At 31.3% G+C, this 6,323-nt stretch carries 7 protein-coding genes and 1 pseudogene; 4 read left to right on the top strand and 4 right to left on the bottom strand.

Annotation, left to right across the window (positions count from 1 at the left end):
* Positions 1-746: 746 nt before the first annotated feature.
* From ACSVDA_RS22160 to ACSVDA_RS22150, 3 genes are all read right to left on the bottom strand, one after another.
* Positions 747-1,226 (bottom strand): DUF4489 domain-containing protein, encoded by a 480-nt coding sequence (locus ACSVDA_RS22160; RefSeq protein WP_485886196.1) that lies wholly within the window; start codon positions 1,224-1,226, stop codon positions 747-749.
* Between the two features lie 93 nt (positions 1,227-1,319).
* Positions 1,320-1,769, bottom strand: coding sequence for a DUF4489 domain-containing protein (locus ACSVDA_RS22155; protein ID WP_485886194.1), 450 nt, complete (start codon positions 1,767-1,769; stop codon positions 1,320-1,322).
* A 12-nt stretch (positions 1,770-1,781) separates the two neighbouring features.
* The gene (locus ACSVDA_RS22150) at positions 1,782-2,264 is read right to left on the bottom strand and encodes a DUF4489 domain-containing protein (RefSeq protein WP_485886192.1); all 483 of its coding nucleotides are present in this window, start codon (positions 2,262-2,264) and stop codon (positions 1,782-1,784) included.
* A 266-nt stretch (positions 2,265-2,530) separates the two neighbouring features.
* Here ACSVDA_RS22150 and ACSVDA_RS22145 point away from each other — a divergent pair, with 266 nt between their 5' ends.
* Positions 2,531-2,893 (top strand): hypothetical protein, encoded by a 363-nt coding sequence (locus tag ACSVDA_RS22145; protein WP_485886191.1) that lies wholly within the window; start codon positions 2,531-2,533, stop codon positions 2,891-2,893.
* A 481-nt stretch (positions 2,894-3,374) separates the two neighbouring features.
* Positions 3,375-4,127, top strand: a complete 753-nt coding sequence (locus tag ACSVDA_RS22140; RefSeq protein ID WP_485886190.1) for a phosphotransferase — start codon at positions 3,375-3,377, stop codon at positions 4,125-4,127.
* 647 nt (positions 4,128-4,774) lie between these two features.
* Here ACSVDA_RS22140 and ACSVDA_RS22135 read toward each other — a convergent pair.
* Complete coding sequence (locus ACSVDA_RS22135; RefSeq protein ID WP_284730503.1) at positions 4,775-4,897, bottom strand: hypothetical protein; 123 nt, start codon at positions 4,895-4,897, stop codon at positions 4,775-4,777.
* A gap of 560 nt (positions 4,898-5,457) precedes the next feature.
* Here ACSVDA_RS22135 and ACSVDA_RS22130 point away from each other — a divergent pair.
* Positions 5,458-5,876 (top strand): annotated as a pseudogene (locus tag ACSVDA_RS22130) (peptidoglycan recognition protein family protein); the annotation flags it as partial.
* Positions 5,877-5,897: 21 nt separating this feature from the next.
* Positions 5,898-6,068 (top strand): hypothetical protein, encoded by a 171-nt coding sequence (locus ACSVDA_RS22125; protein WP_485886200.1) that lies wholly within the window; start codon positions 5,898-5,900, stop codon positions 6,066-6,068.
* Positions 6,069-6,323: the final 255 nt, after the last annotated feature.

Genomic DNA, 6,323 nt, shown 5'->3' with positions numbered 1-6,323 from the left:
TCCTCCTAGAAAAATGAATTAGTCGGTAACCCCTAAGCTCCTTGTAATGCCATAGGTTCGCTTGTTAAACGGGATCTATGTCCCAACCAGCCAAAAACATGTTTATACAAGTAGGGGGCGAACAGTTTTGCTGACGGGATCAAGTCCCACTGGCGCTGCGTTCTACCCCGACTACCGCTATCATAAGACCTCATGAAAAAAGGTCAACCAGAAAAAACTGGCTAACCTTATATTACGATCTGGCGCAAGAGGCTAGTAAAGACTATCTGGAATTTCCCTATTAAGGAAACACAAGTGATAAAACGTTTCCTTAATTTTTATCATAGAAAACTCCACTCCATAACTCAATCTCAGAGTTAGGAGTGGAGTATAAAAGTGATACAGACATTTTATCTTATGTATTAACTGGAAAAAGTGTAACTTGACTTCTAGAAAGAAATAAAACCTCCCTGAACCGTTCATAAAAGGAGGGGGGAAGAGGGAGGTTAAAGCCTTAACAACATAAACATAATATGAAATTTTGATTAATTTGATAAGTGTAATTACCTACAAAATATAAATTAAACGATTCAATAGAAAGTGAAGTTACCTTTTATTGTTTTTGAACTACTTCTATGAGAAATGGATGGAATGGAACGTTTAGAATAACAAGTTGTTGAGTTACAACTCCAAAATTAATTACTGTAATAGTATATTATTTCAAGGCTAGGTTTAGTTGCTGGAGAAGAGTAAATACTTTTTTTCCATCAGTGGGATGTTCCAGAAATTCCAATAGCAGATATTTCTTCATTAGTTATGTTATAAGTTGAATTATTAGTGATTACCTCTACTATTTGTAAAGTGTAAATTAATCTTTCTGATTGAATACCACTTAAACAATCACAAAAATTTAGAACTAATGGCTCAATAGTGTTAATTTTAGGAATTGTAGTAGGAAATACATTGGAAACAAGAAGGTTCCACTCATCTAATTTCTTGACTTGTTTCTTTTTGTTACAAGTGCGAATTAATCTATAGGTGATGCTTATTATAGGATTTAGTCCAAAATTCTGAAATTCAATTATTTGAGAATAATTGAATATTATATTTGGATTTTTTATACCTTTAATCTTTATATTTACTTTAGCTAAATCTATTGGTGGATCGCTTTTAGTTAGCTCTTCAGGGAAACTTACATCGAAAACTTTTCCACATTGTAAAATAGACTTAGAGCTTTTATTAGTCATAGAATAAGTTTAGGCTAGAAGTTAGCCATTCTCCTTTCTTGTAGAGGATATAAAACGGAAAATATATTACTTTTGTAGTTGTTAGATAAGAGGTTATTTACAAAAAATTTGAGCTGTCATACTTTTTTGTATGATATTGTAGGAAGATTTTTCCGATAAATCCACACTAATTAATTCGAACTTATACGAAAATCGTTTGTTACTAGAAATATTATCACAAAAGTTAAATACAATAGGCTCTTTAATATTTGTATCATTTACAAATTCCCTTGTAAAAGGCCACTCCATCAAAGTTTCAGAGTGACTATAACCGACATAACATTTTTGTAATCTAAATCTAAATTTACCGAATCTTTCTTCACGTAACTGAGTAGCTATAAATCCAGAAAAATTAATTAATACGTTTGCATCTTTTATTTTTTCTGTGTTGACAAATACTTGGGTTAATACAACAGGTGGATCGTCTTCTGTTAGTTGAAGTGGTAATACAGGATTAAAAACTTTCCCACATTCCACAAAAGGTTCACATTCTGTATTCGTCATTATTACCTCCTTTTAGGAATTAGCTAAACTATTCATTACTGTTGCAATTATACTCTTATTAGTAATTCCAAGTTTTGTTACATTGTTGGTTTTAATCTGAATTATTTCCAATGTATAAGTAATTACCTCACTACAATATGATTTTAAACAATCACAAAAATTAAGTACTGTTGGTTGGCTTGTTTCTAAATTTGCCACTTCTAGTACTTCAGCAGATTCAAATTCAAATTTCCATTCCTCTAAAATCTGTGCATATTTCTGTTTATCCATTTTCCTAGTGAGTCTGTAAATAATATCTAATTTAGGGTTTATTCTAACAACTTCAAAATTAATAAATTCGGAGAATTTCACCAATACACATGGGTTCTTTAGCTGTTTAGGGTCAATGGTGACTTCCCCTAAAATAATAGGGGGTTCACTTACATCTAAATCATTAGGTAATTTAGGGTCATAAACTTTACCACACTTCACAAAAGATTCGTTTATTTTTGTCACGATATGTTCTCCTTTTTATGACATGATCCAATTAGATATGGTTCATGTAAAATATATGCTGTATAAATATCTTATATTCTAGAAGTGAGAGGAATCGTTTTACTATCATGCAATGTGATTTTGGAAAATGCGTCTATTAAATTTTAAATATATGGAAAACTATGCATTTATATAAAAGCATAGTTTTTTAAAATCACATATACATATCCAAGCTATTCTCTTATTAATGAATATTATGAACTATAAAGGTTAAAGGAGGTGTATTTATGGCCAAAGGAAAAATACGAACTACTGGTGTTTTGTACCGAGAAGTAGGTACCGTTGAAGGACACACAGAAATCCTAAATCGTGGAGAAGAGGAATGTACAATAAAAGCTACAGCATTTGATTGGGAAGATGCAAATGATCCAATGTTGATTAAAGAAGAGATAATAGTTATTCCCCCAGGAACTCGTAGAACATTTGATTTTGATATGACTCGACACGCTGAGCTTTTGATTGAAACCGAGAATAAATGTAAATGTATGGGTCTTATTGCAAATCTGTATTTTCGTGACAGGGATAATTGTACGGTAGGAACTCCTGTGTATAACAATGATTTTATCGAAGTACTATGTGATTGTTACTAAACTAGAAGATATTATTATTAGTAGTATTTAATATATGTAAACTCTCCCTGTTTTTTATGAAAGGAGGAGACAGGGAGAGTGAGTGATAATAAAGGATGTACTTTATTTTATGCAAGCATTTTAGTAAAGCTTGTATGAATGGATAGGTCAAATAAATCATTTTTACGCAACTCAATGATTAATGAGTCAAATAATTCTAATATAAGCTTACCTAACTATTGGACTACATGAAAACGTTATTCCGCAATATGGCGCAAGAATGTGGAATAGCGAAATCCCGACTACCTTAAGAGTAATAACTATTAAAAATAGGTCAACCATAAATGTTACTGGCAGACCTCATAATACGAAATGGCCCGTACATCGATTAACGCACCATTTCGTATGTCTATTCATGAAATGAAAGAGTATTCTCTATTTAAATGGAAATTCATGTTAAAATATTGGTAGTTATGTGAAGTAGTTGAAAGGAGCGATATGAATGGATTTAGGAGCCCCAATAGCATTAGGAAATACTGCAAAAATATATCTATATCATGACAGGATTGTCAAAATATTTAATGACTATTTGCCTCCTACAGAAGCTTTATATGAGGCAAATAAACAAAAATATGCCTATTCATGTGGATTACCTGTTCCTAAAGTTTATGATGTAACAAAAATAAATGGAAAACAAGCAATAATAATGGAATATATTAATGGGCGGACAATGGGTGACCTTCTAATACAAAACAGTGATCAAGTAGAATACTACATGAATATATCCATTGATATACAACAACAAATCCATATGGTTAAGGCTGATCAAATTGAGACAATGTCTGAAAAATTAACACGTCAAATTGGTGAAGCCCCTAATTTAAGTAATACCTATAAGTCAACTTTAATTCATCATTTAAATTCGATGACTTTTGAAAAAAGACTTTGCCATGGAGATTTTCATTTGTTTAATTTGATTATGTCTGAGAATAAAGTGATAATTTTAGATTGGGTTGATTCAAGTGCGGGAGATTTTTATGCAGACATATGTCGGTCTTATATTTTATATTATAATTTTTCAAAAGAAATAGCTGATATGTACTTAAGGCTTTATTGTGAGAAAAGCAAATTATCTAAAGACGATATTCTTAAATGGGTGCCAATTATTGCGGCGGCAAAATTATCTGAGAATATATCGACTGAAGAATCTGAAAGTCTTATAGATATAATAAATAATTTTATACCTCATATTTAAGGAAATACATCTTTATTAATTATACGATAAAATATTTAGTTGGGTTGATCAAGCACTAACATATGCTTCAATACCTGCTAAATAGAAGCTAAATTAATCTTCAGCAATAAGGCACAAGAAGGTAGTAAAGGCTATTTGGACTACCTTAAGGATAGTTACCTAGGAAACACAAGTGATAAAGAGGTTACTAAGGACTGAAAATAGTCCTTTTTGTTTTGAATTAAAAATACCCAACAATTAATTTGTATACATAAACCTTATATATCAGTGTGTTTACTTAGTAAACATAATAGTTTATTACTTAAGTCACCATCATAAATGACTTAAGCCACTCATTTAAAATTTTATAATAACTATGTGAAAACACTAATAATGTATAAAGGAGGGAAATAAATGCGTAAGAATGTCGCACTTGTAGCAATGCTAGGTCTTTTATTTTCTGCTAATGGAGTTTCTCAGCTGAGGTGAATAATGACGGAATATTTACACCTGATTGTCATCATGAAGTTGAGAGATGCATTCCAGAATAGATTAAATAACTTTGAGGTGGAATTTGATTTATAGGTTCCACCTTTATTACTAAACTAAATAGAAAATAAGATGAATAAAGAGCATGCCATCATATGGCATGCTCTTGTTATGTATAGTTATGGTTGTATACAAGTACCTGTGCTAGTGCACAATGGTGGATTATGGTCAGCACTTGCAACAGATAAACCTGATCCAATTAAAGTTAAAGTTAGTGCCGAAACTAATAATAGCTTTTTCATTTTGAATAACACCTCCTAATAATTTTTTAATCCTAAAATTATATATTCTTCAAAAAAATTGTAAATCCTTCTAGAATATTGTGTGTTTTTGCATTATTTATACTATTATTTATAGAACATAATGATTAATGAGTCGAATAGTCTAAGGTTACATGACAATATTATTCAAAAATACGGCGCAAAAATGTACCTAAAGCTATTCATACTACCTTAAGAATCAAATCAATATCAATTAAAATGGGATTAACCAGGTAACTGGTTGATCTCAAAATACGATTGGTGCTTCTCAGAAATCATACTTAAAAGCGTCTTTAATTTTTTTATCGTTTAAATTGGTAAATAACACAAGATTATTAAGAAATGCTTAACTTTCAACAACTTTACACTCTTCTTTCATAAAATGGTGAATTTATTTATTGAAAGGGAATAGGTAATGAATTCTCAAGTTCCATGAAATGTTACACAGGACTGTGGAACAAGAATATAGTATTTTTGTCAACTCGATATGGGGTCAAAAATATCCAGATAATACTAAACATAAACTTAAATGCCCATATACGATGAATGCTGAGTATATCACTATTCTTAACACCATATAACGATGCTCCAGCAATAAACGAAATTGAGTACATGATCGGTAACAGTAATGAAGTATCATATCATTATGCGGTTGATGACAAAGAAGTTGTTCAGGGTACTCCAATTAATCGAAATGCCTGACATTGTGGTGACGGTCAATACGGAGTAGGAAACCGTAAATCAATTGGTGTTGAGATATGCTACTCAAAAAGTGGTGGGGATCGATACAAAAAAGCAGAAGCATTAACAGTTAAGTTTGTTGCTCAATTACTGAAGGGAAGAAATTGGGGCATTGAACGAGTAAAAAAACATCAAGATTGGTCAAACAAACTGTCCTCATCGGATTTTAGGTGGGGGTAGATGGAATGCGTTTTTAAAAGCAATTGAAGCAGAATTAAAGACAAAGCAAGAGAAAGTAAACATGAAATTGAAGGATTGGCAATTCAAAAAACTAGAGGAAGCCTACCAAAACTCATATGACATTAATATTTTAACAAGTAAAAAGTGGGTAGAAAAAACTAAAAAGAAAGAAATCACTCTAGATGAAGCAATATTTTTAAATACTGTTATTGTTGATCGTGCGTTGAAATAACGTATACAAAAAATTACAGATGCATAATTTAAAGTACACCACGATTGAATATCACGAACCTCCCTAACCTACACCAAAAGGTTAGGGAGTGCATAACTTAATTTACAGGGCATTTGCATAATTACATAATCTCACATAGCCTCTACTCTTAGGAGTAAGGGCTTTTTTATTTGCATTTATTCATCCTTAGTACGTAAGTAAAAAGATAATTTGATCTGAGGGCGTTCTAGCAACACTAGTTTCATTTCAATATAG

The sequence above is a fragment of the Cytobacillus sp. Hm23 genome, from assembly GCF_051842895.1.
In the GTDB taxonomy this organism is placed as follows: domain Bacteria; phylum Bacillota; class Bacilli; order Bacillales; family SM2101; genus Nanhaiella.
Note: the sequence above shows the minus strand (reverse complement) of the source record. Positions and strands in the feature narration are given on the sequence as shown.

Excerpts from the sequence above, each read along its gene's own strand:
- ACSVDA_RS22155 (WP_485886194.1), bottom strand. The coding sequence starts at position 1,769 with ATGACGAATACAGAATGTGAACCTTTTGTGGAATGTGGGAAAGTTTTT.
- ACSVDA_RS22145 (WP_485886191.1), top strand. The coding sequence starts at position 2,531 with ATGGCCAAAGGAAAAATACGAACTACTGGTGTTTTGTACCGAGAAGTA.
- ACSVDA_RS22160 (WP_485886196.1), bottom strand. The coding sequence starts at position 1,226 with ATGACTAATAAAAGCTCTAAGTCTATTTTACAATGTGGAAAAGTTTTC.
- ACSVDA_RS22140 (WP_485886190.1), top strand. The coding sequence starts at position 3,375 with ATGGATTTAGGAGCCCCAATAGCATTAGGAAATACTGCAAAAATATAT.
- ACSVDA_RS22135 (WP_284730503.1), bottom strand. The coding sequence starts at position 4,897 with ATGAAAAAGCTATTATTAGTTTCGGCACTAACTTTAACTTTAATTGGA.
- ACSVDA_RS22125 (WP_485886200.1), top strand. The coding sequence starts at position 5,898 with ATGAAATTGAAGGATTGGCAATTCAAAAAACTAGAGGAAGCCTACCAA.